This window comes from Peptococcaceae bacterium (genome assembly GCA_024655825.1).
In the GTDB taxonomy this organism is placed as follows: Bacteria; Bacillota; Peptococcia; order DRI-13; family PHAD01; genus JANLFJ01.
Map to the genome: position 1 here is coordinate 38,708 of JANLFJ010000017.1, position 26,351 is coordinate 65,058.

At 49.1% G+C, this 26,351-nt stretch carries 23 protein-coding genes; 6 read left to right on the forward strand and 17 right to left on the reverse strand.

Annotation, left to right across the window (positions count from 1 at the left end):
• Positions 1–5: 5 nt before the first annotated feature.
• A complete protein-coding gene (gene metG / locus NUV48_08150; GenBank protein MCR4442111.1) occupies positions 6–1,928 on the reverse strand; it encodes a methionine--tRNA ligase in 1,923 nt (640 codons plus the stop codon).
• A gap of 464 nt (positions 1,929–2,392) precedes the next feature.
• Between metG and NUV48_08155 the strand changes: the two genes are divergently transcribed.
• The gene (locus tag NUV48_08155) at positions 2,393–2,638 is read left to right on the forward strand and encodes an AbrB/MazE/SpoVT family DNA-binding domain-containing protein (protein ID MCR4442112.1); all 246 of its coding nucleotides are present in this window, start codon (positions 2,393–2,395) and stop codon (positions 2,636–2,638) included.
• A gap of 189 nt (positions 2,639–2,827) precedes the next feature.
• On the opposite strand, the gene NUV48_08160 is transcribed toward NUV48_08155, so the two are convergent.
• From NUV48_08160 to vapB, 4 genes are all read right to left on the reverse strand, one after another.
• Complete coding sequence (locus NUV48_08160; protein MCR4442113.1) at positions 2,828–3,709, reverse strand: hypothetical protein; 882 nt, start codon at positions 3,707–3,709, stop codon at positions 2,828–2,830.
• A 5-nt stretch (positions 3,710–3,714) separates the two neighbouring features.
• Positions 3,715–6,042, reverse strand: coding sequence for a DEAD/DEAH box helicase (locus tag NUV48_08165; GenBank protein ID MCR4442114.1), 2,328 nt, complete (start codon positions 6,040–6,042; stop codon positions 3,715–3,717).
• Positions 6,043–6,562: 520 nt separating this feature from the next.
• Complete coding sequence (locus NUV48_08170) at positions 6,563–6,967, reverse strand: type II toxin-antitoxin system VapC family toxin (GenBank protein ID MCR4442115.1); 405 nt, start codon at positions 6,965–6,967, stop codon at positions 6,563–6,565.
• On the reverse strand, positions 6,964–7,194 hold the full coding sequence (gene vapB / locus NUV48_08175; GenBank protein ID MCR4442116.1) for a type II toxin-antitoxin system VapB family antitoxin: 231 nt from the start codon (positions 7,192–7,194) through the stop codon (positions 6,964–6,966). Before vapB ends, NUV48_08170 begins: the two co-directional genes overlap by 4 nt.
• A gap of 241 nt (positions 7,195–7,435) precedes the next feature.
• Between vapB and NUV48_08180 the strand changes: the two genes are divergently transcribed.
• On the forward strand, positions 7,436–7,735 hold the full coding sequence (locus tag NUV48_08180; GenBank protein MCR4442117.1) for a type II toxin-antitoxin system RelB/DinJ family antitoxin: 300 nt from the start codon (positions 7,436–7,438) through the stop codon (positions 7,733–7,735).
• 3 nt (positions 7,736–7,738) lie between these two features.
• Positions 7,739–8,077, forward strand: a complete 339-nt coding sequence (locus tag NUV48_08185; protein ID MCR4442118.1) for a type II toxin-antitoxin system RelE/ParE family toxin — start codon at positions 7,739–7,741, stop codon at positions 8,075–8,077.
• Between the two features lie 311 nt (positions 8,078–8,388).
• On the opposite strand, the gene NUV48_08190 is transcribed toward NUV48_08185, so the two are convergent.
• The 3 genes from NUV48_08190 to NUV48_08200 form a co-directional block, all read right to left on the reverse strand.
• A complete protein-coding gene (locus NUV48_08190) occupies positions 8,389–14,487 on the reverse strand; it encodes an S-layer homology domain-containing protein (protein ID MCR4442119.1) in 6,099 nt (2,032 codons plus the stop codon).
• Positions 14,488–14,544: 57 nt separating this feature from the next.
• On the reverse strand, positions 14,545–14,883 hold the full coding sequence (locus tag NUV48_08195; GenBank protein MCR4442120.1) for a hypothetical protein: 339 nt from the start codon (positions 14,881–14,883) through the stop codon (positions 14,545–14,547).
• A 128-nt stretch (positions 14,884–15,011) separates the two neighbouring features.
• A complete protein-coding gene (locus tag NUV48_08200; protein MCR4442121.1) occupies positions 15,012–16,193 on the reverse strand; it encodes a hypothetical protein in 1,182 nt (393 codons plus the stop codon).
• Between the two features lie 939 nt (positions 16,194–17,132).
• Between NUV48_08200 and NUV48_08205 the strand changes: the two genes are divergently transcribed.
• Together NUV48_08205 and NUV48_08210 are read left to right on the forward strand one after the other, a co-directional pair.
• Positions 17,133–17,543, forward strand: a complete 411-nt coding sequence (locus tag NUV48_08205; GenBank protein MCR4442122.1) for a hypothetical protein — start codon at positions 17,133–17,135, stop codon at positions 17,541–17,543.
• Between the two features lie 120 nt (positions 17,544–17,663).
• Complete coding sequence (locus tag NUV48_08210) at positions 17,664–19,331, forward strand: recombinase family protein (protein MCR4442123.1); 1,668 nt, start codon at positions 17,664–17,666, stop codon at positions 19,329–19,331.
• A gap of 135 nt (positions 19,332–19,466) precedes the next feature.
• Here NUV48_08210 and rsmI read toward each other — a convergent pair whose 3' ends face one another.
• Genes rsmI through NUV48_08250 form a run of 8 tightly spaced genes read right to left on the reverse strand, consistent with a single transcriptional unit; the run spans position 19,467 to position 25,526 of the window.
• The gene (gene rsmI / locus NUV48_08215; GenBank protein ID MCR4442124.1) at positions 19,467–20,303 is read right to left on the reverse strand and encodes a 16S rRNA (cytidine(1402)-2'-O)-methyltransferase; all 837 of its coding nucleotides are present in this window, start codon (positions 20,301–20,303) and stop codon (positions 19,467–19,469) included.
• Entirely contained in the window at positions 20,293–21,048 is a 756-nt protein-coding gene (locus NUV48_08220) for a tRNA1(Val) (adenine(37)-N6)-methyltransferase (GenBank protein MCR4442125.1), read from the reverse strand. Before NUV48_08220 ends, rsmI begins: the two co-directional genes overlap by 11 nt.
• A gap of 43 nt (positions 21,049–21,091) precedes the next feature.
• Positions 21,092–21,397, reverse strand: coding sequence for an initiation control protein YabA (locus NUV48_08225; GenBank protein MCR4442126.1), 306 nt, complete (start codon positions 21,395–21,397; stop codon positions 21,092–21,094).
• A 42-nt stretch (positions 21,398–21,439) separates the two neighbouring features.
• Complete coding sequence (locus NUV48_08230) at positions 21,440–22,198, reverse strand: stage 0 sporulation family protein (protein ID MCR4442127.1); 759 nt, start codon at positions 22,196–22,198, stop codon at positions 21,440–21,442.
• A complete protein-coding gene (gene holB / locus NUV48_08235) occupies positions 22,192–23,184 on the reverse strand; it encodes a DNA polymerase III subunit delta' (protein ID MCR4442128.1) in 993 nt (330 codons plus the stop codon). The genes NUV48_08230 and holB overlap by 7 nt, the downstream gene beginning before the upstream one ends.
• A gap of 45 nt (positions 23,185–23,229) precedes the next feature.
• The gene (locus NUV48_08240) at positions 23,230–23,682 is read right to left on the reverse strand and encodes a YaaR family protein (GenBank protein ID MCR4442129.1); all 453 of its coding nucleotides are present in this window, start codon (positions 23,680–23,682) and stop codon (positions 23,230–23,232) included.
• 15 nt (positions 23,683–23,697) lie between these two features.
• Positions 23,698–24,030, reverse strand: a complete 333-nt coding sequence (locus NUV48_08245; GenBank protein ID MCR4442130.1) for a cyclic-di-AMP receptor — start codon at positions 24,028–24,030, stop codon at positions 23,698–23,700.
• Between the two features lie 50 nt (positions 24,031–24,080).
• On the reverse strand, positions 24,081–25,526 hold the full coding sequence (locus tag NUV48_08250; protein ID MCR4442131.1) for an aminotransferase class I/II-fold pyridoxal phosphate-dependent enzyme: 1,446 nt from the start codon (positions 25,524–25,526) through the stop codon (positions 24,081–24,083).
• A gap of 167 nt (positions 25,527–25,693) precedes the next feature.
• On the opposite strand from NUV48_08250, the gene NUV48_08255 reads away from it, so the two are divergent.
• Positions 25,694–25,909 (forward strand): hypothetical protein, encoded by a 216-nt coding sequence (locus NUV48_08255; protein MCR4442132.1) that lies wholly within the window; start codon positions 25,694–25,696, stop codon positions 25,907–25,909.
• Between the two features lie 3 nt (positions 25,910–25,912).
• Here NUV48_08255 and NUV48_08260 read toward each other — a convergent pair.
• On the reverse strand, positions 25,913–26,351 hold a 439-nt coding region (locus NUV48_08260; GenBank protein ID MCR4442133.1), incomplete at its 5' end, for a sigma factor G inhibitor Gin.

Sequence of the window (26,351 nt, forward strand, 5' to 3'; positions counted from 1 at the left end):
GCGCCTTATTTTACTTTGCTTCCGGAAGGCAGGTCTTTGCTTACAGTTAATACTTCCAGGTCTTTACCGTCAGAAGCCGCCAGGATCATGCCCTGGGAAGTGATTCCCCTGATCTTGACCGGTTTCAGGTTGGCAGCCAGAATAACTTTTTTGCTCACCAGCTCTTCCGGCTGGTAGTGCATAGCCACCCCAGCCACAACGGTACGGGTCTCCTCACCGACCCTCACTTCAAGCCTGACAAGTTTGTCGGCTTTTTCCACCCTTTCACAGGAAAGGACCTCGGCAACTCTTAAGTCAATCCTGGCAAAATCATCGATTGTGATTTGCTCTTTTAATAAAGGCGGGGATTGCTCCCCGGAGATTTGGTTTGCCTTGACGGCAGGCCCTGCCTTGTCAATTTCTATCCGGGGAAACAGCGAATCCGCCTTGCTGACTTTTTGTCCCGGCTTTGTCCTTCCCCAGCCGACAGCTTTCCAGTTTCTGTTATCTTCAGGATCCACGCCGATTTGCGGCCAGACTTTTTCCGGGAGAGTCGGCATAACAGGGGTTATCATTACCGTGACGATACGAATAACCTCCACCAGGTTATAGAGAACTGCTGCCAGCCGGTCTTTTTTTTCAGGGTCTTTGGCCAGGGCCCAGGGCATTGTTTCGTCAATATACTTGTTGGCCCTGTTAACCAGGCGCCAGACGGAGCCAAGGGCGCTGGAAAAATCGAGCCCGTCCATATAACCGGCTGCCTCGCAGGGTACAGCCTCAGCCATCGCCAGCAGTTCCCGGTCAAATTCTCCTTTTTCGCCGGGACGAGGGATTGTCCCGCCGAAAAACTTCTCAACCATTGCTACCGTACGCGAAACCAGGTTTCCGTAATCATTGGCCAAGTCGGTATTAATCCTCTGCACGAGTGCTTCTTCCGAGTAGTAACCGTCCGCGCCCGCAGGCAGCTCTCTCAACAGGAAATAACGGCAAGCGTCAACTCCGTATTTTTCAATTAAAACAAGCGGATCAACCACATTTCCCTTGGATTTGGACATCTTTCCGGATTCCAAAAGAAGCCAGCCATGCCCGTATACCTGCTTCGGCAAGGGAAGGCCTGCTGCCATCAATATGGCGGGCCAGATAACGGTATGGAACCTGACAATATCCTTTCCCACCAGGTGAATGTCTGCCGGCCAGTATTTCCGGTACAGCCGGTCATCCCCTGTTCCATAGCCCAGGGCTGAAATATAGTTTGTCAACGCGTCGAACCAAACGTAAATGACGTGTTTTTCATTAATGGGCACAGGTATGCCCCAGTTAAAAGTGGTTCGAGAAACGCACAGGTCCTCAAGCCCGCTTTTAATAAAGTTTATCATTTCATTGCGGCGAGATACGGGCTGTATAAAGTCCGGGTGTTCTTCAATGTGCTGCAAAAGACGGTCCTGGTACCTGGACATGCGGAAGAAGTAACTCTCTTCCTTGAGCAGTTCAACCGGCCTCTGGCAGTCCGGGCACAGTCTTTCTTCCCCGACCTGGCGCTCGGTGAAAAACGCCTCGCAAGGCGTGCAGTACCAGCCCTCATATTCCGAACGGTAAATATCGCCTTGTTCGTAGATTTTTTTGAAAATCGCCTGTACAACTCGCCGGTGCCTGGATTCCGTGGTCCTGATAAAATCGTCATTCGTGATCAGCAGGGCCTTCCAGAGGTGTTTTATCCCTTTAACTATTTCATCGACATACTCCTGGGGTTCTACTCCGGCCGCCTTGGCCGCTCTTTCAATTTTTTGGCCGTGCTCATCGGTGCCGGTTAGGAAATACGTGTCGTATCCCCGCATTCTTTTGTAGCGGGTCATCGCATCGGCCATCACCGTGGTAAGCGCGTGGCCGATATGCAGTTTTGCGCTGGGGTAATAGATAGGCGTGGTGATGTAGAAAGTCTTTTTCTCCATGTTCAAAACCTCCATCAGGCTTTAATAATTTTAATAATAAAAAAACCCTCATCCACATCAGGGACGAGAGGCGAAAGCCCACCGTGGTACCACCCTGCTTCAGCTGTTGCCAGCCCTCGGCAAGTCTGCACGACTTTTCGGCGTTTTAACGGGCGCCGTCCGAATACCGATCAGGAACCATCTTCAGCCAATATTTCCGCGGGTTTCCACCATAATCCGCTCTCTTGAGGAAAATTTTGGCTTACTCATTCCGTCATTTCGTTCTTCTGGTATCACAGCTTTCTATAAAGTATAAAAAAGATAATACGGTATTGTCAAGGCCAACCCGCGCTTGTCCGGGGTGCAAAATAAAATACAAAAATTATGAAGAATATGCAGGTTCTGTATTGACTTAAACTGGAATTATTGTTATCATTTAGTCGTAAATATTTTGTCGAATTTTGCTGAAGAAAGGAGATGTATGTATGAAATCCACGGGAATTGTCAGAAAGGTGGACGAACTGGGTCGTGTGGTCATCCCGATCGAGCTGCGAAGAACTCTGGGCATCGATGAGAAAGATGCACTGGAAATTTACGTCGATCAGGAGAAGATCATTCTCAAAAAATATGAGCCGGCCTGCGTTTTCTGTGGCAGCGCAGATCAAGTCCAGCATTTTCGCGGTAAACTCGTGTGCAAGGAATGCTTGCAATCTATGGCCGCCAATGTATAAGCCACGTACATATACATAATATAAGACACTGCTAGGCACATGAAAACAGGCGCGGTTCCAAAGGCACGGTTTAATAGGGAAACTTGTTGAACCATACCCCAAACCGATACGGAAAAACAGGAGAGAGGTGTTATCCCATATAAGGGATAGCGCCTCTCACTGCACATTGTGTTAATTTCATAGTCCATTTCAAACAATTGGTTTTTTCGGCTTTCGTCCCCTTTTTCCGGGCACCTTATTATCTTTTTCTTTCCCGGGAATTTTTTTCTCCTTTGCAGCAGGCTCCTCTGCTGCAATATCCGGCTGATATTTCTGTTCCTTTTCTGATGCCTGTATTTCATCCATCTCAATCCCGAACATGGCAGAGAGACCGTTCCCTTCAATAATCCTGCCGCTCTTTCTCCCGGACTTGCTCAGAAGCATCTCTGACTTTTGTACTATGGCTTTCGATACCAGTTCATCCACGTTTACATTGCGCAGGACGAAAAAAAGTGAAGGATTCTCGTCAAGCCTTGTACCGACCCCATAAAGTGCTGCCGCAACATGCTTGCACATTGTGGCATAATCGGGGCAGCTGCAATCAAACCTTATTTCTTTCGGGGTTGGAAATAAGCCTTTGCCTTTCGCAGTGAACAACTCATCAAGAGCCTTTGGGAATCTTCCCTCCAGCAATTCCTGAAGCGACTCAATTTTCCCTTCACAAGCTTTTACCAGCTTGTCCCATGCGGCTTTATCCAGCGGCTTGATATCAATTACAACCTCATAAGGGGCTCTTCTGCTGCCCTGTACAAGCGCTGATACCTTTCCCGGGGCAATCTGAAGGTCGAGTACCGCTCCGTGCAGAACATAGCTGCGTCCCCGGCCAATGCGGTTTGAATAGTCGGAGTAGCTTTCAAGATTGTCATTCCAGGACTTTCCCCACCAGGTGGATGCAAGCTTCCTTCCGCTCACAACTATTGGCGCTATGCCGGGATTCTTCTTCATCAACTTTTCAACTGCTTTTTTGTTCCGTTCCTTTTCTTCATCTACAGAGACACGCTCATAAAAGCCATAATGACCAAAACGTGACATAATACCTACCTTTCCAGCCTGAACAGTTCCATAAGCTGCCTGTTATCCATTTCTGTGATCCAGTTTTCCTGAACATCAGGAATTATATCTCTGGCAAGCTTTACCTTATCCTCTATCATTATATCAATCTTCTCTTCAATTGTACCTTTTGTTATAAACTTATGCACTATGACATTTTTCTTTTGTCCTATCCTGAAAGCCCTGTCTGTCGCCTGATTTTCCACTGCCGGATTCCACCACCTGTCAAAATGGATCACATGATTTGCATTGGTCAGGTTCAAGCCTACGCCCCCGGCTTTGATCGAAAGCACAAGAAAAGGGACATATTCACCGCTGCTCTGGAATTTTTCAACGATTTCCCGCCTTTTGGCAACCGGCGTCTCTCCGTGCAAAACAAGGCCTTCATGGAAGAATACGGTTTCCAGGAAATCCTTCAACGGACGGGTGATTTCCTTGAATTGTGTGAATACAAGCACACTTTCACGCTTTTCATAAATTGTCTCACAAATCTCCCTAAGCCTTGCGTACTTACCGCTTTCATCCTCGGAATAAAAAGCCTGTCCAAGATACTGGTCAGGATGATTGCAAATTTGCTTGAATTTCATTATAGATGAAAGTATGAGCCCTTTTCGTTCAATTCCTTCCTCCGCGGCCTCTAATTTGACTTTAATGTCTTCTACCAGTGAATCATAAAGGGCGGCCTGTTTCTTCGTTAGCGATGAATAAGTCTTCATCTCTATCTTGTCGGGCAAGTCTGAGATGATGCTTTTATCTGTTTTCAACCTTCTCAATATAAACGGGCCGACGACCTTTCTGAGACGTGCATAACCAACCTGGTCTTCTTTTAGTTTCTTGGCGAAATCGGTAAATTCCTTTGCGGTGCCCAGCAATCCGCTGTTAAGAAAATCAAACACTGACCAGAGGTCTGAAAGCCGGTTTTCTACCGGAGTGCCTGTCATTGCAATTTTAAAGACTGCCTTCAATTGCTTTACCGCTTTTGACTGTTTGGTGCCGGGGTTTTTTATGGCCTGAGCTTCATCAAGTATCACTGTGTCCCAGGTTATTTTCTTTAGCCGCTCGTACCTTGAAAGCATACCGTATGTTGTAATGAACAATTCATATTCATCGGTTGACTGTATTTCATCAACGCTTCGGTCGTCATTTTCAGAAGGATGCAGGATATAATATTTAAGCGATGGCGCAAATTTATTTATTTCATCAGTCCAATTGCCAATCAGTGAAGCAGGAATTACAAGAAGCGTTTTCTCTTTTTTCCGGGACCTTATGTAATTCAAAAGAGCGATTACCTGAATGGTCTTGCCAAGGCCCATGTCGTCCGCAAGACAGGCTCCCAGGCCCAGCGTTTTCATGTAATGGAGCCATGCAAGCCCTTTTTCCTGATATGGCCTGAGAATGGCGTTGAAATTCTCTCCCGAAGTCACGGTTTCCAGGTTTTCTGGCTGAGTCAGCCTTGAAATAACAGTGTTAAGCCATTGCCCATTTGTAACCTCAACAGCCTGGGCTTTATTTTCAAGACCTAGCATTTCAGCCGGATTCAGTTGTAGTCTCATGGCTTCAAGCAAGGTCATATCATTCCTGCCGATAAGCTTCCGGGCCTGTTCATAGGCCAGAAGGGCTTCTTTGAGTTTTTCGTGATTTATTTCCACCCATTTGCCTTTAATAAAAGCCAATCCTTCTGTCTCTGCCAATAATTTTTTTAACTCGTCTATGGTTAATTTCTCGTCTCCGACCGAAATCTGTGCGTCAAAATCCAAAAGGGCGTCAAATCCTAGGAGGGAAGGAGGCTTTGTGCCAATATTTACGGTCAGCTTTATGGAATTCGATTTGTTCTTCCACCAGTTGGGAATCCTGCAAAGTATACCCGACTCTTCATACAAGGGTATTTCCTTAAGAAATGTATATGCTTCATCGGAGGTAAGTCCGATGGGATGAAATATATCTCCGGAGTCTTGCAGCTCGCGGACGAATGTGCTTTTTGCAGCGGCTTTGCTTACTGTGGATAAAAGCTCCAGTAATTTTTTATGGTCATCCCTGTATTCAATAAGGGCATTTTTTAGCGGCAGGTGCTTTGACCTTCCATCGGATGAAACCTTAGATGAATAGGTAGCCATAAAAGCAAAAGGGTAATCGTCCTTTTTGTTCTCAACGAGATGGAAAAATACCCGCCCCATCACATGCACGATGGGATTCAGGGAAGCAAAATACTCAGCCACGCTCCCCCGGTAATCGCGTATCTCTTCTCTGAACACTTCAAGCAGCTTTTCCCAGATATTATCGATCCATTGACTGTCAAGGTATTTCAGCCCGTTCATAAATGGTGCCGCATTTATAATATTTTGATTTTCTTCTTCGGGTTCGACGGTGGTCTTTTCCCTTAAAAATTCTATATCAGGCTGCCTTGAGAGGGATCTTATAAATGCATCGGATATGTTTTTAAGAAATTGCAACGAATCGGATACCGGAGCCGGAATTTGCCTGAAACCAAGGCTGAAAAGAGCCTTATACGGATTCTCCCTCCATTGTTCAAATAGTTGATTTTGAATAGAGTACTGTACATCCTCCAAGGGTTCCTGCGTCTCCTGCCAGTCAAGGCGGAAGCCGTCATGCAGTATTATAACAACAATTTCTTTATTTGTACCTGTCATAATTCCTCCTGATGAGCTTCCACAAAAATGTCGGGTATTCAGCTGTATTGGAGCGTATTGTGATTTTGATATTCTTTTTCATCGCCATAGGTTTTATGCCCTTCACTTTTTATGTATAGGGTTTATCTTCACAATGAAGTGCCTCGCTTGAGTCACTCTTGATCAGCTAAGCAATGCCGACGGGCTTTCATGCACTAACCCAATTTTCTAGTCCAAGACCCTCAATTCGCTCAAATTCACGGCCATTATTAGTGACAATGATAAGTCCTTTGGCCTTTGCGTGCGCTGCAATCAGCATATCCATAACTCCAATCGGAGTTCCTTGCCGCCGTAACGTTGCGCAAATTTTCCCGTATTCTGCGGCCGCTTCATCATCAAATGGCAAGATGTCCACAATGGACAGAAATTGATTTAGCGCAAGCGCATTTTTTCCCGGGTAAGCGCTTGCTTCAACGCCATTTATGAGTTCTGCAAGAGTAATTGCAGAAATGGCAACGCCGTCGCCCATGTTCGAATGGAGATTCATGAGCACATTTTCTGGTTTTTTCTTTATGAGATACACACAAATATTTGTATCAAGCATGTATTTCATAACGTCTCCCTCGGCGCTTGAACACCCTGATTACGTCCGTCTGCCAAGAAATCATCGGTAAAGCTGTTAAGACCGTTAAGAAAGGTTTCCCATGCACGCTCTTTTGGAAACAACATAACAGTATTACCCACTTTTTGAATATATACTTCGTTACCTGAAAAACGGTATTCTTTAGGCAACCGAACAGCCTGGCTCTGACCATTGACAAATAATTTTGCAGTTTCCATTTCTAATCACCTCACTTATAGTATATATTTAAGTATATACCATTGTCAAGGCTTTATTAATGTTTATTATTTGCGAAGTTCTAAACCATTTATTACTTAATGCATATCAATTAAAGTTTCAATACTTAATGATAGAAGATTCGAAACGTTGAAATTCGGAGCCAGAAATAAAAACTTGAATAATGTATTGCTAAACGTTATACAATAGAATATAATATTTAAAAGGAAAGGTGGTGTTATTATGGCTGCTAAAACAGCAAATGTCCTTGCTCGTGTCGAGCCAGAAATAAAGGAAAAAGCGGAAGCGATCATGTCAAAACTGGGGATTCCGGCTTCCGTTGTTATCAATATGCTCTACAAGCAAATTGTTATGACCAAAAGCATCCCGTTTTCCCTGTCGCTTCCCGCCGCTCCAATGGCACGGGATGAAATGGATGCCGATACGTTCAATACAATCATGCAGAATGGTTTGGATGAAGCAAAAGCCGACCATTCTCGTCCAGTTTCTGAGGTGTTCGCTGATTTAAGACGAGGATTATAGCTTATGGCAGACAATACGTATACGGTTAAAATCACTACACAGGCGGAGGAACAACTGCAGGAAATCGTAGATTACGTCGCTTCCGAGCTAAAAGCGCCGAAAGCCGCTTTGCGTCTGCTCAATGAAATGGAACGCTCGATTTCGTCGCTTTCACAGTTTCCGCAGCGGGTTGCGTTGACAGAGGAAGAACCGTGGCGCACCTGCGGCGTTCGCAAAATGCCTGTGAAAAACTTTCTTATTTTTTTCTGGATTGACGAAGAAAATAGTAAAGTGCAGGTTACCGCCGTTATTTACGGCAAGCGTGAACAGCTAAAACAGCTTTCGAAGATGGAAATGGAGTAAAATACCGCAGATAAAAGGTTTTTATCATTAATAGGGCTTGGCCTCGTTTGAAGCTAAGCTCTTTTGCGCATATTTACATTAAATGCAGAGCAGATAATTATAGATACCATATTTACTTTTACCCATGGTTCAATAAAAAAACAAAAAGGAACCCGCCTAAGGCACGGTTCAATAGGGAAACTTATTGAACCATACCCCAAACCGATACGGAAGGTGAACAAACGAGGCGTTTCATACGAAGCGCCTCGTTTGCATCCCAATATATTTGCTTAATTCTTAACTCTGTTTTCCCAAGCAGGTTGCGCAGCGCCTCAAGGAGAGTGTATCTCCACATTTGCCGCCGGAATCCAGACGCCTTCTGTTTCAATGGCAAAGGTATAATAGTCGCCTGTTGAGCTGTCTGTCAAAAGTCGGATTGACGCGCCGCCCAAATCGTAGTCATCCGGCACGGTTATACCGCTTGCGGCGCTTATGGCCGCGCCCCCGTCTGCCGTCAGCTTGATTTGCGAAGCTCCGGAGAATGCGGCGTCTCCGTCAATCCAAAGCCCTTGCCCGGCTGCAATGGTCACATTGGAAGCATCGACCGCAAATCCGCCAAGAATTCCTGCCGGGCCGTCACAATTCATGCCCAAAACGCTGTTTTGGATTTCTATGCCAATCGACCCCAACATGAATCCGCCGCCGTCTGAGGCAATGGCAACATCGGAATACACGAAGCGGCACACGGACTGCTCCCCTTCGCCCACATCCGCGCTCAGCGCGTATATTGAACCCATATCGATGCCTTCGCCTCCTGCCGCGTCTATTGCCAAATCCAGGGTATCAAATGTCAGGCTGTTCGAGGCGTAAATCGCCTTACCTCCTGAAGTGCCGATACGCAGCGAGTCTTCGGTTTTGTCCGTACCGGCAAATCGGGTGGGACGCTCAATGCGCATGACATTCTGAGCTTCATCTGACGACAATGTAATTTCGAAAGCGCAGTTCCCCACAATGTTGACGGTCAACGGACTGCCGCTTTCCCCAATATTTATGCTGTCAAAATATTTTTTGCTGAACGAGATGTTCAGATTATCGAAGGTAACGGAGTTTGTCGCGCCGTCAATGTTCACGTATACGTTGCTGCCTGTTCCGCTGAAGGTCAGCCCGTCTCCCGTAATCGTAAGGACGGGAACGGTAGTTCCGTCAAACGTTTCGACCATTTCGTAGGTATAGCCGGAGATGCTGCCCACGCTGATATCCTCGGTTACTTCGCCGTTTGTTACGGTAATTCCGCTCTCCGGCAGCGTCGCACCTTTTGGAACGGAACGGTAGTTTGCCGTATATGTGCGGTTGCCGGTAACGGTGTCTCCCTCAGTCAGCGTCGGGAACCAGCCTGTAAACTCATACCGGAAGTATTCGTTCTCCGCTTTGGTCGGATCATCGGGAGGAACGATTACATCGCCGTAATGATAGGTCTGTGTTATGGTAGTCGAGCCGCCCGCAAAGGAACCGCTGCCGGCGTCAAAGGTGATGGTGTACTCGTTTTCGACCTGTCTGTACTTCGCGGTAATGGTCATGTCCTGTGTGAATGTCTTCGGGAAAGCTTCCGACCAGCCGTCGAACTCATAATGATAGTTGGAATTGCCCGATGGAGGTATGGGGTCGCTTATGCTTTCCGAAATATTCGTATCCTCTCCGTATTTGCCGGTAAAGGTTTTTGTATTGGTGCCGTCGGAGAACTTTCCGTTTCCGGCGCTGACCGTTACGGTATACATCCTCTCGGCCGGCGTGTAGACCGCCGTATAGGTCATATCCTTTTGAACGGTGACGGTATCGGTCAGGCCGTAGGTATTTCCGTCCTGATCCTTCCAGCCTGTCAGCGTATAGGTGTACTGGTTATCCGCGGCCTTAACAGGGGCGTACGAGGCCAAATTCAGGCGCGTACCACAAGTGACCCGGAGGGAAACGCTTGTGCTTCCGCCGGGGAACGCGGCTCCCTCTCCGGCGTTGAAGGTGGCGGTGAACTCCTGGCCGGAAGCGGCGACCCACACCGCGTTCCAGGTCTGGATGCCCTGCTTGTCTTGAGAGTAGTCCACGTCCCAGTGATGGAATTTGTAGAGTACGCCGTCCTTTTGCACCGGTTGGATCGTGAGGGCGTTGTTGGCGTTCTGGAAGTCCTCCACATACTTCAGATAATCCGGATATGGAATCATACCGGAGTCGGCTGTGGCGCTGCCGTCAGCAAAGGTTCCCATATCCGTTTTGAATATGATCCGGCGCTGCGTGAATTCGACAATAAGATTGTAATAGGTATCCTGTGTAGCCGGGGGCAGCCCGTCATAAGCGTAATCCGCCTCGTCGACGTATCTGTGGCTCCATCCTAAAATCGTACACCCGGGATAGCTCTTTTGGCGCGGGGGCAGAGGAGTCTTGCCGTAATCGAATAAGAAGGATTCACTTTCATACATTACATCGAAATTCTGCCCATAAGCCGTGTACTGCATCCTGGGATAGTTGAACGTAATGTATTCCCGGACAGTGTCATACTCTGCCACGTTGTGGAACATGACGGGCCTTGTTTTCTGATTTTCATTAAATTTTTCGTTGCACTCATCCAGTGTGCCGGTAAATGTATAGACCGGCTGCGTTTTGTCGTAACCTGTAAAGGTCAGGTTACATGCCCAGGCACTATAGATATCTAAGTTTGTCAGCGGCTTGTTGCTCGTTGCTGGGTAGCTGTAATCAATGTACGTGTAATCCCTTCTCATCCAGTCCTTAAACGTGCGTCCCGGACCCGGCGACTGATAGTTTGAGGGAACAGGCGGCGTATCGCCGTTTTCGGCGGCATATACCTCATAGTGCCACTGCCCGTCGTGGAGGTATATATAGGATATCAGCACCTGCTTCTTCGTCATATTCACCACATAGGTAGCATCCTTCCAGATGGCTTCATTCCAGTCGCCTACATAACCGGTTACTTCAGCTTCCTGATATCCGAGCAGACCTTCTATGGGGTTGGACCAGGCAGACAGGTCGATGGCGCCCGGGACAGTACCCGCAAGCACGAGCTTTTCCGTCTCCCCAACCTTCTCCCCGTTCATATTGACCACATAGGTTGCCGTAACGGGGTTCAGGTTGACAGTTTTGGGGTCGATGCCGGGATCGATCCATATGAGCTTGATCTCATTATAGGTGTAGCCCTTTTCCCGGCTGCTGAAGCAGAGGTTGTCTCCGCCGTAATACACCTGCACCTTTGCGTCCAGCCGCTGGGTGCCTTTCGGAACACTCACGCCGTAATATGTTTTCCCGAAATATTGCGGCTGGACCTGGAGGTGATTCTCATCATTCCAATCGATCATCCACGGGTTGGATATTTTGAAATAGAATTTACTGAGCTTGGAATAGTCGCCCTCGACCAACTCTCCGGTGGTGAGGTCGAGCATTTCGCAGTCCAGCAGGCCGCTGTTGCTGATATAGTAGTCGTTCTGGTTGATAATCACTGTTTTGCCGGCGTTCTTGAATCTGTACAGAACATACCGGTTGCCCAGAGTATAGAAAGGAAATTTTTCATCCAGCACGGAAAGCTCCGCCTTTACGCTGAACAGCTCCGACTCGGCAAAGACTTTCAGCTCCAGGTAGATGCCTACTTCCATGTAGACGCCGCCGTTCATGTTGATGTCGGGGGCGCCGCCGGCCTTGACTAGGTGAAGCTGCAAAAAGCCGTAAAGGTCCATATATGCGCCTACTTCTCCCGTAAAGCCGACTCTGCCCAGGGATTCAAGGCCGTAGAAATTGACGCTTACGGTAAGCCTTACGCCGGCCTTGACTCCCAGATAGCCCGCGCAGTACAGGTCGAAGCTTTGCCTGCCGTCGCCTTCAAGCCCGTACCTGTACGTTTCCAGGTCCTGGCTCGTGCCGCCTCTGATGCCTATGCGGCTGGCGGATAAGATGGTGCTTTGGGCCGACAGCCCAACCGCAAGATTCAGCCGGACGACAAAGTCGCCCTTCTCTTTAAACTGCAAAACGGGCGCCGGCATCTTGACATCCTGCGACTGCTCGAAAATATTGACCTCCACAAGGTCTATGTAGTCGCCCTTCGAGCCCAAAACCTCCCTGATGATTTCGGGGACATCGGAATTGTCCTTCGTAAAGCCGTCGATAAGCTTCTGGATTTCAGCGGTGATATCTAAGTACTCCTCGTCTACGTCCACTGTCTTGACAAGGACGTTGAATTCCACATCCGTCTGCGAGTAAGCGTCGATCCAGGCATCAAAATAGATCCCCTGTTTGGCATTCAGGCCGGTCTTCGCTCCCGTCGAAAGAGTAATGAACTCCTTGAAGGTAAAGTCGGCCTTCACCTGGACTTTCTTGATTGTCGCATTGTAGTTGAATTTTATGGTCAGCACGACCCAATTGTTGTCGACCGCGCCGGGGAAATTGGTATTTCTGGCCGTGCCGATTGATGCGGTGACGGTTAATCCGGAAACCAGGGCATTGGCGGTAATGGAAAGCTTATCATTGTTTTCTGTGGGCTCGGCAAATGGCGAGGAGGAACCGGACATGAGTGTCGCCGCCGAACTGGTCACGTCCGCCGACGAAAGCATAGCCGCCAGCGTCTGGCTGTCATTGAGCGCAAGCGCCAGAAGCCTGGTGAATCTCAGCGTGCCCTCGCTGTTTTTCACGTCCCGCTCAAGCTTCTTTAAATCAATGGAGCTGGCTATGTTCTCCGGATCTACGCTTTGCTGCAAATAAACGTCAAGCTGCTTATAAATGTCCTCCACGCTGCTGGCTTCGGTAAACAGCATGACGCGCTGCGGGTCTGTTGAATCCGTGTTTACAATGCTCAGCACATTGCGGATCTTGGAGTTTTCGTTGAGAATTCCCTGGCCGTTTGAATCAAGCTCGTCAGTTAAGCATATAGTTGTTCCGGCCGCGATCCCTTTGTCGTCGGCCAGAGCCTTCGGCAGACTGTAGACGCCGTCGTCAATAACGTTGACCTGGTCCCAGAGAAGATAGACTATGCCATCCACGAATTGAACGTCATAGGTTTCGGGCTTTTTAATGCTGAAGGCCATGGTGCGGACTTCTTCTTTTTCATTGTTGAAGCTTAAGCTTTCGTCTTTCAGGGAAAGCTCGTAGGTGTCGCCGGGAGTGTAAGTGTAGGGCGCCTTGGGTGAAACGGCATAAACGTTTCCGCCCTGACTCATTACGGTAACGTCAGGGATTTCATCTCCGTTAACCTTATCTTTAATTGTTATGTACTTATCCAGATTGCCGTTGTCGATGGTTTCCGGAGACAAAATTTCGAATGTTATATCATCTTCGCAGTCCGGCAGAAACTTGACCGAATCGACGTATTCCTTATAGTTATAGTCCTTGTCGGCATAAGATGCGTAAAGAGTCATGCTCTTCGTGATGGGGGCATCGGAATAGAAGGGTTGGGTCAGACTGCTGTCGGTACACCAGCCCGTGAAGGTGTAGTCGTCCTTGAGGGGGATTGACACATCCGGAAGCTTGCCTCCCCGGGGCACAGAAACGGGAGCTATTGCGGTGCCGCCGTTGGTTTCAAAGGAGACTGTCAGAGAATCATCCGAGCCTGAGCCTGAGCCCGAGCCGGAGGAAGAGCCGGTGGCAGGCATGGCAGGCTGTTCATCGGCAGGGCTGTTGACCACATTATCCGAAAACCTGTGCAGCATCGCCGCAAGCTCCGCGCGTGTGGCGTTTCCCTGCGGGTCAAAGAGCATGCCGTTATCCCCCGGTTTGCCTGTGATGACGCCGGTCATGCTGCACCACATGGCGCCTTCCAAAGCCCAATACGGGATTTTGTCCTTGTCGGCAAAGTCAGAGCCGCCTATTGCTTCGCCGGCGGGTCCCTTTCCGATCAGCCGCGCATATCTAAGAAGAAACACCGCCGCCTGTTCGCGTGTGACTTTATCGTCCGGCGCAAAACGGTTGCCGCCCACGCCGCCGGTTATACCGTTCGCCGCCGCCCACGCTACAGCTCTGCCGTACCACGAGTCTTCCGGCACATCGGTGAAAGCGTTGGGCAGACCGGAGGCATCCGGGCTTCCCGCCAGACGATACAGGACCGTGACCAGCATAGCCCGGGACATGGGCATATCGGGACTGAACAGCGGCGATTCCGTTCCGGTACCGGTCATCAGGCCGCTGGTGTAAACGAAGCCCACATCATCAAAGAACCAGTCGCCGGGCTTCACGTCCCCAAACAGGTTGTCAAACTCAATTGTGCCGCCGTTTGCATTGGTGGAAGACTGCCCGGCCGGATTGCCGGCAGTACCGCCTGCAGTCGCAGCGGAAAGCTGTGCGGGTACGGCTGAACCGCTGCCCGCCAACACATTCACCGGCAGCATGGTGATTGCAAGCATAACGCACAGCAGCAGGCTAAAGACACGTTTTTGCGCCGTCTTCATATTCTCATGACCACCTTGTATTGGACTATGATAAAACAATCATCCTTTGTTTCCATATCATTCTCTTTGCTCCTCACCTGATTTAGGTTTGCGCCGCCGAGCGTCGCACATGCAGACGCCGATAGGATCGCAGGGCGTCTGCTCCCGGTAAAACCAGCCGCAGCCGCCGCAGTCGCTGGGGGGCGGTTCCCCTGGAACGCCGGGCTTGCAATTGGAGCAGCTCTCCTGCTCCGCCGTGGCAAAGGGGCGGCCCTCGCCGGTATACTCCGGGTGTTCCTCAAAGTCGGGGTAGGCCGGGTAGCTCTCGTCAAGCTGCTCGTCGTACTCAAGGTAAACGGGAAAGTCCCGGCCTCCCGTCCGGTACACCTTATACGGTTCCTTTTGCTCAGGGCGCATTCTTTCACGCTCCTTTCCGGGACGGGGATATAAAAAAAACCCCTATGACAGCTTTTCGTTACTATCATAGGGGAAAATCCATTTTTTAGGGAGTGACTTTTCACCCTCAAAAAGTCACGTTTTTTTACTCACATAATGCATTTTGCAAGCTCCTCCCGGCCGGATAAATATAGCTTTTCGTAAATCTCCAGCATGATGTTCTTGAGCCTGCCCACGGAAATGCAGTGCTGCCTGGCAATTTCGGCGTAAGGGACGCGCTGCGCCACAAGCAGGGCGAGGTGATATTCCCGCAGGGTCAGCATAAGCGTGATGTTATCCTTCGTGAATTGGTTGTGAAAAGCGATCCAGTTTTTCCAGGTGCGCTCCCATTGCCCAAGAACCGCGTCACGGCAGGCGGGAAACTCCCGTTCCAGACACTGCTCGATCAGACCTCCCAGCGCGGTAACGACCTCCGCAAAGGGCGTGATAAAGCCGTGGGGCAGGGCGAGGCGCATGGCTTCCAGCAGCCAGCGCCGGGCCTCGTCGTCGCGTCCGAGACAATGGCAGGCGACGGCGCAGGTCACCCGCAGATAAATATCGGTTGTCGTGAATCCCTGCGGCTGTGCGGACAGGGTCAGGGCGGTCTGCGCCACGGCCAGCATGGCGTCATACTTATTTAAACAGTGAAAATACTTCGCGCGCAAATAGAGGGCATTCGGCTTCGCCTGTGGAGCGAGGGCGCTGAAATCCCCTTCCTTCAGCCAGTCTGGGGCCATGTTCGGTGCAATGATGCTCACAGCGGCGGTGGCAAGAGCCTGCTCCGCGAAAGCCGCCGCACCGCTGCCCTTGTGGACTTCCGCGCATTTTTTAAGATAAGCGTCGATCTCCGTGTATGCGCGGTAATCCCCCAGGCTGATGGCCGCCGCAATCGTTACCGGGCAGGCGCGAAGCCGCGCCGCGTCGTCCCCGCCAGTCCGTTGATAACAGCGCATCGTCCGCGCAAAATCGCCCCGCAGATAAGAAAGCTCCGCCTCGTATTGAAGCGACAGCCTTTCCCCGCGCACCGCGTCCAAAATGGCGTCAGGGTTATGTTTGGGCATCGGAACGGTGGTGGCCTCCAGAAGGCGGGCAAGCTCGTCCGAAAGCGAGTGCCGGGGAGCCGGCTGCTCACGGCGCCGTTTGTCGGCAGGCCGCCCGGCGTACTCCGGTATCAGCCACAGATTGCCCCTTTTGACAGCGCCCTCGATTTTGTTTTCTGCGCAATACAGGGTTACAATCCGGGTGCCCAGCCCCCATTTCTCCGCGGCCTCCTTCACGGTCAAATAAAGCATAACGCCCATCTCCTTCATCCCGTAATTATACAATCAATATACTACTTTTATTTGCATATTGCAAATAAAAGAAATATACAAGAGTCAATCTAAAATTGAAAATAGCGGATTAAAAAGACAGGAAGCGCCAAACGATGCAACGCCTGTCTTTTTAATCGGGTCTGCCTAGTTCATGAAGAGTGATTTGCATCCTTGCAACCTTCCCGAAGCTTTGCGGAGCGAAGTGTAACCAAGTGGGCTAACTTTGCGGCATGGCGGGGTTAGGGATCGGCGGAAAGTATACCATGTTGGCTAACTTTCACGCAGTTTGCGGCAGGCGGAACTTGCACCAACATGGCTCACCTTTGGCGCTTTCAAAATTTGAATAAATGAGACTTAAACCAAGATGGCTCAACTTCCGCAAAGTCATGGAAGTATGAGCAAAAACAACAAAAATCCATTCTGCAAATCAGCTAAGGGATACCGAGCGGCAATCGCCCGTTTCTGCCGCCTGTGTGCCCTTGTGTCGCATTTTGGTGATGGGTATGGCATCGTAACACCTGCGGACATGATACCGCCCATGTCGAGGCTTTGTGAAGGGGCTAAAAAAAGGGTGAAGCCGATTTTTAGACAGAGGTATTATAGCGCTGATTCGGAGGTGAACCATACTGCCGAAAATGAAGCAGGTTAAAGGAGCGGGGTCGCAGAGCGCCCCCACTCCGGCGAACATCGCCCCGCAATGCGGGTCGGAGGGCATTTTTCATCGGGGTCAGAAATTGCCCCTTGGGGTCGGCTTCGGAGTCGTGCAACGAAAAAATGCCGCATTTACCGCAGAAAAAGGAAGTCCAAAGCGGGGTCACAGCCGGAGTTGTATGTTTTTCTCCTGTTATTGCCTGTTGAGAATGCGACACATTTATAGACGAAAATTCAAAATATTATCAAGAAAGGAATAATGAAGTCATGAAGCCACAGCAGAATTGTATAACCGCTTACGTCTTTCCGAAATACATTTTTCTGCTCCCGGATGGACATCCAAGCAGGCCAAAAATCGAGGAACTGTTTAAAAATAAGGGCATACGGAAGCATCGGTTATGGGGAAGAAAAACCAAAAAGGAATTTCAGCACTACATCGAAACCGGCATCTGGGGCAGCTATGAAACGGCGGGAATCAGGGACAAAATTTTCAACGGGAAACCGATTCCGCTGTTCGAGGATACGGAATTAAAGGAGCAGACCGACAGCATCTGCCTTGAACGGAACATGATTGTTAGCGGGAAAAAGTTCGCCGTACGCTCGGTGTTCCCCAGGGCAGCCGCAGCATTACCCACAGAAAAGCTCCTCTCCTTGATCGATAAGGAACAGGAAAAATGAGCGAAATTCTTTCTCAAAATTCAGTAGACTTCCGGCAAACTCTTCGGTATGCTTGGGATTGCGGAGCAATCCGCAGTCCCAACATTCCGTATCGGTTTGCCAAACGAAAAGGAGGTATTTATGAAACAGGCAAACCAAAAATACACTATTTTATATGCCAGGCTCAGCCAGGAGGACGACCGGGAAGGAGAATCAAACAGCATTCAGAATCAAAGGCTGATGCTGGAGAAATACGCTGCCGATAACGGCTTTGAAAACATTCTCTTCCTTTCTGACGATGGCTGCAGCGGCACAAACTTCAACCGCCCTGCGTGGAAACAGCTGATGAAGATGGTGGAAAATGATCAAGTGGCGACGATTATCGTCAAGGACATGTCCCGTCTCGGCAGAGATTATTTGCTGGTCGGGCAGTACACCGAGATGATATTCCCCAGTTACGGAGTCCGTTTCATCGCCGTCAACAACAATGTGGACAGTCTCTACGGCGGCGATAACGATTTCACCCCTTTTGTGAACCTGTTCAACGATTTCTATGCCAAGGACACCAGCCGGAAAATCCGGGCGGTCAAGAAAGCGCAGGCCGAACGGGGCGAACGTGTGGCGACCAGAGCGCCCTATGGCTACAAGAAGGATGAGAACAATCCCAAAAGTAGAATCGTTCCCGATGAGGATGCCGCACCGGTTGTTCAGAGGATATTCAGCCTCTGCGTCGGAGGGAAGGGCCCTACTCAGATTGCCAAGCAGCTAAAAAGTGAGCAGGTGTTCACACCCGGTTATTATTACTACAGCAAGACCGGCGTCCTTCTGACCAACGTTGATGTAACCAGACCTTATGACTGGAACAGCAGATCTGTCGCCGACATTTTAGAGGATGAAGTCTATCTCGGGCACACTATCAGCCTAAAGTACACCACGGTATCCTACAAGAATAAGAAACGGATCAAGCGTCCCGAATCCGATCAGCTTCGGTTTGAAAACACTCACGAACCGCTGGTGACGAAGGAAACATGGGATATCGTTCAGGATATCCGAAAGCGAAAAAGGCGCAGGGCAAACATGGCTGAGCAGGATATGTTCTCAGGGCTGGTTCGCTGCATCGATTGCGGAGAAAAGATGATTCTCCATCGGGCGCACACCATGGCCGCTGTGAAAAACAATTTTATGTGTTCCACCTATAGGAAACGCGGCAAGGAAAAGTGTAGCGCACACTATCTTCGGGAAGTCCATCTGGCGGCGATCGTTCTCGATGATTTACTGAGAGTAACCCACTTCGCACGGCAGCAGGAGGCGTTATTCATCCAGTACATCAATCGAAAAAATAATGCCGAAACCCGACGTGAGATTGAAAGGCTCCAAAGAGAACTGGAATTAATGCGACGGAGGGACACGGAACTCAGCACCTTGTTCAAACGGCTATATGAGGACAATGTGCTTGGAAGAGTGACAAATGAGCAGTTCAGGATGCTGTCTTGTGACTACAACGCAGAGCAAAAAAGCCTGAAGGAGCGAATCCCTCAAACTGCGGAACGGATCGAAGAACTGCAAGCATCCATCTCCAATGTCACTCGATTTATCGATAAGGCGAAACGGTACACCGAGATAAACGAGCTAAATGGAGAGCTGCTCAATATCTTTATCGAGAAGATTGAGGTCGGTGAGCGAGCAGAGCGGTACTCCAGAACAGCGGAGCAGCAAATCATTATTCACTACCGTGACATCGGCGTCGTCGGCGCATTTGCTGAAGAAGCCGAGAAAATAGCCGAGCAGCGGCAAAGGCAGACAGCCTAATTTACTGTCTGCCTCACCCAATATCCATGGTTCATAAAATGTCCCTGTGGAAAGCCGCCTAAACCGCGGCTGTTTTTCTTTTCTTTATCACCGGCCATAAACTCGTTAACTTAAACTGTTTAAATGATTTTCTGTTTATTTCATAAACCTGTTGTACAGCTCTCTTTTGGAGATACCAATCTCTTTGGCTATTTTTTTTACAGCATCCTTTTTATTTACGCCTTTCCCAGCAAGGATTTCCATTTCTCTTTCTACTTGTTCCCAGGAAGGCGGCACCGCCAGTCCGGGCGGCCTGCCGGCAACAACCAGGGTAATCTCCCCTTTTGTTCCTGTTTTATCGTAATAGGCCAGCACTTCGCTGAGCGTCCCTCTGTGGTATTCCTCGTATCGCTTGGTGAGCTCCCGGGCCACGCAGCACTGCCTGTCCCCACACGCTTCCAGTATGTCCTGCAAAGTCCTGACCAGCCGGCGGGGGCTTTCAAAAAAAACCATGGTCCTGCGTTCTTCCCTCATGCCCTCCAGGGTTGTTTTTCTCGCCTTTTTATCCCGTGGAAAAAATCCGCCGAAAACGAAGGAAGCCGTTTCCAGCCCGGAGGCCACCAGCCCCGTCAGCAGGGCCGACGGTCCGGGAATAACAGATACCGGTATCCCCAGCCTGATGCACTCCCGGACCAGATCGTTTCCCGGATCGGATATGCCGGGCATTCCCGCATCGGAGACAAGCGCAACAGATTTGCCTTCGGACAGCGCATTAATGAGAACGGGACCTTTTTCTTGTTTATTGTGTTCAAAATAGCTGGTAACCGGCTTTTGTATAGAAAAATGAGATAAGAGCTTCCGGGTTTGCCTCGTGTCCTCGGCGGCAATTAAATCGACTTTGTTTAATGTATCCAGGGCGCGCAGGGTGATGTCGTTCATATTGCCGATTGGCGTTCCCACCAGGTACAGCATACCGCGCCCTTCATTTTCCACCCTCATTTTCCCCCTTTCCGTACCATTCTAATATTTCCCCGGAATATTTACCCGGCCGGTCATAAACAAGGAGCGGAGGCAACACTTTTAAATCCGGGGAAGCGTTTTTTCGCGCTTCCAATAAAAAGTGCTTGGCGTTCCTATTCTTGTATGCGTGTATGAAACGCATTTTTCGCGGTTCAAATCCATATTGCCGCAGCAGGTCAATGACCCCGACCAAACGCTCAACCCTGTGTATCAAGGCAAAGCGGCCTTGGTGGTTTAAAAGTTTGCCGGCACTGGCCACCACGTCCTCCAGTACGCAGCTGATTTCATGCCTGGCCAAGGCCTTGGCCGGCAAACTGCTGGCCCTCCCTTTCTCCACAGAATAGTGCGGTGGGTTGGCCGTAACCAGGGTAAAACATCCCCCGCCCAGCACTTTATGAATATCACGGATATCGCCCCGGAGTATGGCGATCCTTTCTTCCAGGCCGTTAAGTTTAACAGACCTCCTGGCCATTTCCACCAGTTCTTCCTGAATTTCAACGCCCCAAATATTGAGTTTTTCTGCCCTGGTGTTCAGGATTAAGGGAATTACCCCGTTTCCCGTCCCCAGGTCAACAATTCTGTCCCCGTTTTTCACGGTAGCAAAATGGGCCAGCAGAACAGAATCAAGGGTGACCCGAAATCCTTCGCTCTTTTGGATTATTTTGAGACCGTTTATCAACAGGTCGTCCAGGGTTTCCCCCGATTGGGTTGCCACCATTTGTACCTCTGTACCTCCGGCTTCCGGTTCAATTTCATAAAGATTAAAACTTGCGCAGGAAACTCATACAGAACAAGCAGTCGCCCAGCCGGGCCTGACCAAAATGAAGGTGGCAGATATGAAAGCCTTCTTTATACAGCCTTGCCAGGTTGTCATAACCTTCTCCCTGCATTTTCCTGACGTTTCGTTCAACCTCTGCCTTGTCCTCATCTGTATAACTGCACAGTTCTCGCCGCAGGCGCTCGTTTTCTTCCTCCAGGGTGCAGGCCATCATTTTTAGTTCCACAATTTCTTCCTTTATAAGTTGCAACTGTTCTTCCAGCATTGCCAGACGTTCCGTTATCTTCACGGGATACTGCCTCCCCCTTAAACAACCTCAATGTTTTTGTGCCTAAAGTTTTTCTTGACCGCCCTTGTCCTCTTCATCAACCAGCTTATCCAGGCACTCTTCCAAGGGAAGATCTTCCGGCGCAAGCGGTATATCTGGAATTTTGGCACATTTCTTTGAGCATTCATACCCGTTGCTTTCATATTTCAAACAGCACATCAGGCGCCCGCAGATACCGGATATTTTTGTGGGATTAAGAGAAAGATTCTGGTCTTTGGCCATGCGAATGGATACGGGCTCGAAATCACCCAGGAACGAAACACAGCAAAGCATCCGCCCGCAGCAGCCTATACCGCCAAGCATTTTGGCTTCATCACGAACTCCGATTTGCCTGAGTTCGATCCGCGTGCGAAAAACCGATGCCAGGTCCTTTACAAGTTCTCGAAAGTCCACCCTTCCTTCCGCCGTAAAATAGAAGATCACTTTGCTGCCGTCAAAAGTGTATTCCACATCAACCAGCTTCATGGGAAGCTGGTGATCTTTAATTTTTTTCAGGCAGATTCCCCTGGCTTCTTCCTCCTTTTTCCGGTTCACTTTCATTTGTACGGCATCTTCAGGCGTCGCAACGCGGATCACTTTCTTGAGAGGTAAGACCACTTCCTCTTCCGGGATCTCTCGCGTTTCGAGCACAACTTTTCCGTATTCCAAACCCCGCACTGTCTCCACGATAACATTCGAATCCCGCGGGATTTTCAGATTCCCCGGATCAAAATAGTATATTTTTCCAGCCGTCTTAAACCTCACCCCTACTACTTTCACCATTGGGGCACACCCTCTTTTCTTTTTGTTTTCTCTCTTTCAATGTTTCGCAGGTTAAAAAACAGGATTTCCAAAACAAGGCGGGTGTTGGCATTACTGCTCAAGCGGGAACCCGCCTTGTCGAGTTCTTCCAGAGCCCGGTAACACGACTTGAGCGAGCAGTTCCCGGCCGCAATAAGATCAAGCGTGCCGGCTGCTTCACCCGTTACCCGCTTTACGATGGTGTCGCGGTAATACAGGGCGATGAACTCCAGGACCAGCTCCATCAGTTCTCGATCTTTTTCCAGCTTCTCCGCCCAGGAACATGCTTCCTGGTAACCCCCGCTTCTCATATCTTCAAAAAGCTCGGCCATGATCCCCATGAATTCCTGTCTGTTAAGTTTTTGAGCAATTTCAAAAGCTTTTCCTGCCGAGCCGCGCGATAAGCCCGGCGGAATTACGGTTTTTATTCCCCTCTCAGCCAACAATTCGTGAATCAAACCGTCATCCAGCGGTCCGAAAGGAACCGCCTGGCTCCTGGAAAGGATGGTCAGGGGCAGTTTGCCGGCATCTTCCGCCAGGAGAATAAAAACCGTCCGCTCAGGCGGGTCCTCCAGTATTTTCAGGAGGCAGTTGGCAGCTTCGGTGGTCAAAAGGTGGACATCATCGATCATTATAACCTTAAATTTTCCTTCGTAACACTTAAAATATGCCTTTTCCTGCATAGTGCGGATCTGGGCGATCTTCAGCGAGGCTCCGTCGGGAAGGATTCTCAATATATCAGGATGACTGCCTGCCTTTATTTTCCGGCAAGCCGCGCAGTTTTCACACGGGTTTTCCCCGCTGGGGGTTTCACAGTTCAAGGCCTGGGCAAAAAGTGACGCCGCCAGGTTTTTCCCAACACCGCCAGGTCCTTGGAACAGGTAAGCGTGGGATACACGTTTTGATTTTAATGCCGCTTGGAGTATGCTCACCGCCCTGGCCTGGCCTTTCAGTCGTTCAAATCCCATTTTCTTTTCTCCGTTTCTAATGAGGTTTCTAAAATAATTAAATGATCAGGAATAAAGATCAACCAGCAGCCCGCGGATCTGGTCCAGTTTTGACAATAAGGCCACCTGGTTTTTTTGCTGCCTCAGCACCAAGGAGGAAAGTTCCTCAAGTTCGGATTCTACTTTTTTAATAATCTGAAGGACCTTTGTTTTTCCCTGCCTCGTCCGTGCCGTCTCTTCCTTCAACTGGTAAAGCTGCCCCTGGGTTTGCCGGAGAAAATCCTTTAAGGTGTCCTTGTAGTTCTTAAGTTCGTATACGGAAAAACTGTTAGCCAGGCGGCGACCGGTTTCATCGAGCTTTTTCAAAAGCTGCTCAATGTCGCCCGGCAGTTTTTCCCGGTGATATTTTTCCAGTTCATCAGGAAAATCCTTTGTCACGGGCGCCGCCGTTTTCACTTTTACGTCAGCCGGTTTCGCTGTTTTAGTGTTTTTGGCTCGCGGCCTGTTTTGTATGCGCATGGTTCGGTCACCCGCTTAAAACTTTACACTTTTTTCCACATCGACAACAAAAACCGCAGCGCCGCCCACCATAACTTCCACCGGATAGGAAAGAAAAGGCTCCGCTGGCCCAGGTAAAGGCGGGATCGGTGTAATAAACTGCTTGCGGGATTGGCAGATATTGCCAATAACCTGTATGACATCATCCACCTGCTGCTGCTCCACCCCAATCAGCAGGGTAGTGTTGCCCTTCTTGAGAAAACCGCCTGTGCTGGCTAGCTTTGTAACCCTGTATTCTTTTTTCATCAATTCCTCCAGCAGGGTATGAGCATCCTTATTGTCAGAAACAACGCAGATAATGAGTTTCATTACCAGCCCCCCTTGTATAAAGAATTAATAATGCCGTTATATTCTTTACTTTATTCTTCCAACAGAACCGAGAGCTTTTTGTCAGGTGAAAGGCCCTGGATGAGGAGACGGCATCCTTGCGCCCACTCTAAATAATCAAGGTGCCGTTTTCGGATGATCTCCCCCGGCCACACAACCGGTATTCCTGGAGGGGAAATAGTTAAGGACTTCCCCGCTGTTCGTCCCTCCGCCTCTCTGAAACCGATCTCTTCCTTAGGCCGGCTGAACACCTGGCGCGGAGCCATGATAATTTCTCTTTTTTCCCCTTCGAAACCAGCCCCGCTTTTTATGGAACGCAAGGGACTTCTTTTTCTACAGCGTCTTAGCCTGTCCAGGACGTGGACTGTCCTGTCAATGTCATGCCGGCTGTGGCCAGTATTGATAAGGAAAAGGACAAAGTAATAGCTGCTTTGCTCTACTTCTATCCCTTTTTTCCTCAACAGCGAAGCCAGTTCCCAGCCGGTCAGCCCCAGTTCGGCTGCAGAAACAATCAATCGCATCGGGTCGCAAAACCAGCCTTCTTCCCTGTTCGCCTCGTATACACGATAACCCTGCAAGCCGTGAACGGCATGACGCATCCTTTCCGTTAGTTCCACCGCCTTCGCGATCAGGGCTTCGCCGCTTGCGCTCATTTGACCCTGAACGGCGTCAAGCGAGGCCAGCAGCAAATACGACGGGCTGGTCGTTTGTAAAATATCCAGCGCTCCCTGGACAGAATCGACCCATTTTTTATCGTTCACGTGGAGCATGCTGGCTTGAGTCAATGCGGCCAGCGTTTTGTGAGTGCTGTGCACAACAATATCCGGTTTGTTTTTTTGGGCGGAAAAAGCCGCTTCCTTGAAAAAATACAAATGTGCGCCGTGGGCCTCGTCAACGATCAAGGGAAGCCGCCTGTTTCGAACAACCCGTGACAGCTTGTAAATGTCCCCGCCAATTCCCTGGTAACTGGGATGAGTAAGAATAACCGCCTCGCAGTGCTTATGCTCTTCAAGCAATTCCATGAGTTTATCTGCCCTGAGACCGAGTGGAATTCCCCATTCGGGATCTATTTCCACAGGAGCCGGTACCGGTATGCCGCCGCTTAAAACAAGGCCATTTATTACCGAAACATGGGAGTTCCCGGGAACGATTATTTTTCCCCCGGGTTTGTTAACAGCGAGCAGCGCTGCATGAAGGCCAACAGTTGAGCCGTTAATCAAAAAAAAGGTTTTTTCGGCGCCAAATAAGCGGGCCGCCAGCTCCTGCGATTCTTTTAAACATCCGGTGGGGTTTTTGAGACTATCCAGCCCCGGTATTTCAGTCAAATCCATCTTCAAGGCACTTTTTTGCACCAGGCGGCGGTAAACGCGGTCACAGCCGTTTCCCTGACGATGCCCAGGTGTATGAAAACCGGTGTTTTCTTTTTGAATGTACCCGGATAACGCTTTTATTAAAGGCATCTTTTTTATTTTTTTCATAATTCAATCCTTTTTATCTAGCCGTTGCTTTCATGTTTATCTTACCATATTTTTTTGGTTCCACATTATAAATATGTTACTGGTTCCTTTAATCTACTAATGAAAGCTTAAATCATAATTCAAGCACAGGGAAAACTAAGATTAAAATCAAGCTGGGGAATGCTAAAATGGCTAAAATCAAATATCAATTCAATATCAATTCTCTTTCCAAGAAATATAAATGCGATGTTAACAAGCTTATACGTTACTGGAAAAATGAGAAAAATGATTTTGAAATTTCACGTTGCCTTGGAATTGACATGTTGAAAATTATTCAAATAAGGCAGGAAATAGCCTGGCTTTGTGAAAAAGAAAGGCAAAAGCAAATTAAAAAACCCCGGTAAATCCTACCGGGGTTTATCATCCTTAAAAAGGATATTGCGTAATTTGGCGATCGAGAGCATGTACTCCTCTCTTTTTTCAGGTTTGCTGCATACCAGTTCCTTCTCGCATTTTTCGCAAATAAATATTCCTCTAAGAAAAAAACCGCTGCGGATTCCTTCTTCCGGCACTTTATTGCAGAAGAAACATACAGGCAACACTTTGCGCTCCGCGTATTCATCCTTTTGGTTTTTTATTTCGTCTCCCCAGGTCCGAAAACTCATTTTCGAGCCCCCGTTTTTAATCAAAACTCTCGTTATAGAGTATTCTTTTCTTCCTGTCCTGGTTCTAAACATTTTTTCCGTTAAATATTTGCCACAAAAAAAAGACCTGTTGATCAGGTCTTTTTCCCTGGCGGCGACATACTCTCCCAGGCCACCAGGGCCAAGTACCATCTGCGCTGAA

What these genes read in the sequence shown, in the direction of transcription:
- metG (MCR4442111.1), bottom strand. Translation starts at nt 1,928, where the DNA reads ATGGAGAAAAAGACTTTCTACATCACCACGCCTATCTATTACCCCAGC.
- NUV48_08155 (MCR4442112.1), top strand. Translation starts at nt 2,393, where the DNA reads ATGAAATCCACGGGAATTGTCAGAAAGGTGGACGAACTGGGTCGTGTG.
- NUV48_08160 (MCR4442113.1), bottom strand. Translation starts at nt 3,709, where the DNA reads ATGTCACGTTTTGGTCATTATGGCTTTTATGAGCGTGTCTCTGTAGAT.
- NUV48_08165 (MCR4442114.1), bottom strand. Translation starts at nt 6,042, where the DNA reads ATGAACGGGCTGAAATACCTTGACAGTCAATGGATCGATAATATCTGG.
- NUV48_08170 (MCR4442115.1), bottom strand. Translation starts at nt 6,967, where the DNA reads ATGAAATACATGCTTGATACAAATATTTGTGTGTATCTCATAAAGAAA.
- vapB (MCR4442116.1), bottom strand. Translation starts at nt 7,194, where the DNA reads ATGGAAACTGCAAAATTATTTGTCAATGGTCAGAGCCAGGCTGTTCGG.
- NUV48_08180 (MCR4442117.1), top strand. Translation starts at nt 7,436, where the DNA reads ATGGCTGCTAAAACAGCAAATGTCCTTGCTCGTGTCGAGCCAGAAATA.
- NUV48_08185 (MCR4442118.1), top strand. Translation starts at nt 7,739, where the DNA reads ATGGCAGACAATACGTATACGGTTAAAATCACTACACAGGCGGAGGAA.
- NUV48_08190 (MCR4442119.1), bottom strand. Translation starts at nt 14,487, where the DNA reads ATGAAGACGGCGCAAAAACGTGTCTTTAGCCTGCTGCTGTGCGTTATG.
- NUV48_08195 (MCR4442120.1), bottom strand. Translation starts at nt 14,883, where the DNA reads ATGCGCCCTGAGCAAAAGGAACCGTATAAGGTGTACCGGACGGGAGGC.
- NUV48_08200 (MCR4442121.1), bottom strand. Translation starts at nt 16,193, where the DNA reads ATGCTTTATTTGACCGTGAAGGAGGCCGCGGAGAAATGGGGGCTGGGC.
- NUV48_08205 (MCR4442122.1), top strand. Translation starts at nt 17,133, where the DNA reads ATGAAGCCACAGCAGAATTGTATAACCGCTTACGTCTTTCCGAAATAC.
- NUV48_08210 (MCR4442123.1), top strand. Translation starts at nt 17,664, where the DNA reads ATGAAACAGGCAAACCAAAAATACACTATTTTATATGCCAGGCTCAGC.
- NUV48_08220 (MCR4442125.1), bottom strand. Translation starts at nt 21,048, where the DNA reads ATGGTGGCAACCCAATCGGGGGAAACCCTGGACGACCTGTTGATAAAC.
- NUV48_08230 (MCR4442127.1), bottom strand. Translation starts at nt 22,198, where the DNA reads ATGGTGAAAGTAGTAGGGGTGAGGTTTAAGACGGCTGGAAAAATATAC.
- holB (MCR4442128.1), bottom strand. Translation starts at nt 23,184, where the DNA reads ATGGGATTTGAACGACTGAAAGGCCAGGCCAGGGCGGTGAGCATACTC.
- NUV48_08240 (MCR4442129.1), bottom strand. Translation starts at nt 23,682, where the DNA reads ATGCGCATACAAAACAGGCCGCGAGCCAAAAACACTAAAACAGCGAAA.
- NUV48_08245 (MCR4442130.1), bottom strand. Translation starts at nt 24,030, where the DNA reads ATGAAACTCATTATCTGCGTTGTTTCTGACAATAAGGATGCTCATACC.
- NUV48_08250 (MCR4442131.1), bottom strand. Translation starts at nt 25,526, where the DNA reads ATGAAAAAAATAAAAAAGATGCCTTTAATAAAAGCGTTATCCGGGTAC.
- NUV48_08255 (MCR4442132.1), top strand. Translation starts at nt 25,694, where the DNA reads ATGGCTAAAATCAAATATCAATTCAATATCAATTCTCTTTCCAAGAAA.